Origin of the sequence: Mycobacterium sp., from assembly GCF_036488105.1 — a bacterium.
Classification (GTDB): Bacteria; Actinomycetota; Actinomycetes; order Mycobacteriales; family Mycobacteriaceae; genus Mycobacterium.
Genome location: NZ_DASXHW010000097.1, coordinates 1 through 2,365 on the forward strand (window position 1 = coordinate 1; position 2,365 = coordinate 2,365).

At 67.3% G+C, this 2,365-nt stretch carries 3 protein-coding genes; all 3 read left to right on the plus strand.

The genetic code is table 11. From position 1 onward, the window contains the following. Window positions 1-64: 64 nt before the first annotated feature. The 3 genes from VGH54_RS05210 to VGH54_RS05220 all read left to right on the plus strand — a co-directional run bounded on the left by VGH54_RS05210 (window position 65) and on the right by VGH54_RS05220 (window position 2,355). Complete coding sequence (locus tag VGH54_RS05210; RefSeq protein ID WP_331510873.1) at window positions 65-1,525, plus strand: recombinase family protein; 1,461 nt, start codon at window positions 65-67, stop codon at window positions 1,523-1,525. Window positions 1,526-1,726: 201 nt separating this feature from the next. After that, window positions 1,727-2,035 carry a helix-turn-helix domain-containing protein gene (locus tag VGH54_RS05215; protein ID WP_331510874.1) on the plus strand — a complete coding sequence of 103 codons (309 nt, stop codon included), beginning with the start codon at window positions 1,727-1,729 and terminating at the stop codon, window positions 2,033-2,035. Then, window positions 2,032-2,355, plus strand: a complete 324-nt coding sequence (locus VGH54_RS05220; RefSeq protein ID WP_331510875.1) for a helix-turn-helix domain-containing protein — start codon at window positions 2,032-2,034, stop codon at window positions 2,353-2,355. Before VGH54_RS05215 ends, VGH54_RS05220 begins: the two co-directional genes overlap by 4 nt. Window positions 2,356-2,365 lie beyond the last annotated feature (10 nt).

Consider the following 2,365-nt stretch of genomic DNA (forward strand, 5'->3'; position numbering starts at 1 on the left):
TTGACGGGGCTAAGCGGTTACCCTATCCCCCGTAACCTCTTAACCCCGCTAGACTAGGCAGTTCATGAGAGCCACTACCACCGAACACCAGGCCCGCCGCTTGCGGGCCGCGATCTACACCCGCATCAGCGAGGACACAGAGAAACTTGGGCTCGGCGTTGAACGCCAGCTCGAGGATTGCCAGGAGTTGTGCCGGCGACAGGGTTATCGGGTCATCGACACCTACGAGGACGACGACGTGTCCGCCTACGACGAGGACGTGTGGCGGGAGCACTACGAGCGGATGCTTCAGGACATCAAGCTGGGGCTGATCGATGTGGTGGTGGCCTGGCACCCCGAGCGGGTCAACCGGCGCAACCGGCCCAACGCCCACTTCATCGAGCTCTGCCGGGATCACGACGTGTTCCTCCACACCGTCCAGTCGGGCATCAGGGACTACCGCAGCGCCGATGGGGAGATGATCGGCATCTTCGACGGGGCGATGGCCCAGCGGGAGTCCCGGCACAAGTCAGACCGCATCACTCGCAAGCACAAGCAGTTGGCCGAGAAAGGACAATGGGTGGCCGCAGGAGGACGCAGACCGTTCGGTTACGACAGGGTGGCCAAGACCGCCACACGTCGGGCCGGGATCAAGATCAACCAGGGCGAGGCCCGGCTGGTGAAAGAGGCTGCCCGGCGTGTGCTTTCGGGCGAAAGCCTGTACGCCATCTGCGCCGACTGGACCGACCGGGGCGTGCCGACCATCACCGGGGCGGCGTGGAACACCAAGACCCTTCGCCAAATCCTCACGTCGGGGCGCATCGCGGGCTGGCGGGACCACCACGGCCAGCCGGTCAAGCGATCCGACGAGTGGAAGCCCATCATCGACGAGGACACCTGGAACGCTGTCCGGGCCATCCTTTTGGACCCGGCCCGCAAGCGCACCCGAGTGCCCCGCAAGTACCTGCTCGGGTCAGGGCTGTTGCGCTGCGGGAGTTGTGGCGGCCCGCTGGTCGCCAGCCCGTTCAAGCGCAAGGCTGGGGAGGAGCTCATCCCGGCCTACGCCTGCCGCGGCGAGCGTGGCGGCTGTGGCCATCTTTCGGTGCGGGCTCTGCCTCTGGAGGCGATGGTGTCGGAGGCGACCCTGGAGGCTCTGGCCGACGAGGAGCGTGTGGCCCGGCTGGCCGACGAGCTCGATGACGACCGGGCCCAGCGCGACGAGATCACCGGGCTGGAGGCCGATCTGGCTGGCCTCTCCAAGGATTTCTACGTGGACAAGGCCATCACTCGCACCGAGTTCACCGCCGCTCGCGAGCCGATTGTGGCCCGACTGGACGAGGCCAAGGCCCGTCTGGCCGCGACCACCCGCCGCCGCCCCAAGGTGCTGCTGGACGGGCTGGCCACGATCCGCCGCGATTGGGCGAAGCTGCCCTTGGAGCGCAGGCGAGCTCTGATCGGCTTCGTGCTGGAGTCGGTGACGGTCCTGCCCGCCGAGAACGCCCGCAACACCTTCGACCCTGACCGGGTTGTGCCCGCCTTCCGCTGAGGTCCACATCCGCGCAGGGTGACTAAAAGTCTCCTTGCGCCCCGGGTAACGAAAAGTTACGTTGACCCGAGCCGCCGACGGAGCGCATAATCCCAGGCGTGTAGTTCGTACCCGTAAGGAGCATTGACCGTCACTCGCAAGAGGGAGACCACCCCGCCGGGGTGGGCCATTTCCAGCCAGTAACGAGTGGGAGGTTTCTCCTTGAATCGAGCATTCGACGGTGCCGAGGCGCGGCGACGGCGCAAGGCCATGGGCCTCAAGCAGGAGCACGTGGCGTTGCATGTGGATCGGTCCGCGGACCTGATCGGGTGTTGGGAGCGGGGCGAATCTGTGCCCTCCGTGCCGCTTCTGCTTGAGCTCTGCGACCTGCTCGGCTGCGAGCCCCACGACCTTCTGCGCCCGGTCGAGCCTGCGGGCCGTGGCGAAGTTGAGCAGGAGGTTTCTCCACCGACCAATGGCGAAGTTCCTCCCGGCCGACCGCAGTCGTCGCGGGTGTCGGTGCCCCGGTGACCGGCGCGGAGATTCTGGCCCGGCTGGAAGCCAAGGGAACCCTGGTCGCGGCTGGCCGGGCGCTGGGTGTCGAGCCCGACGAGCTCGCTGAGGTGCTGGCCGGTCGCCAGGACTCGTGGCCTCGTCTGCGCCGGCAGCTGGCCGACTACCTGGGCGTGGACCGGGCCGTGCTGTTCCCCGATTTCGCCAGCTACGACAAGGCTTTTGACCGCTTCATGGCCCGGCGTGGCGGGCGCAGGCTTCCACCGGACGTGGTGGACAAGGCCGTGGCGATACTGGCCGACGTTCGCACCCCGCCCCGAGCTCGGGCCAGGAAATAGCCATGCCCCG

Excerpts from the sequence above, each read along its gene's own strand:
- VGH54_RS05210 (WP_331510873.1), top strand. The coding sequence starts at position 65 with ATGAGAGCCACTACCACCGAACACCAGGCCCGCCGCTTGCGGGCCGCG.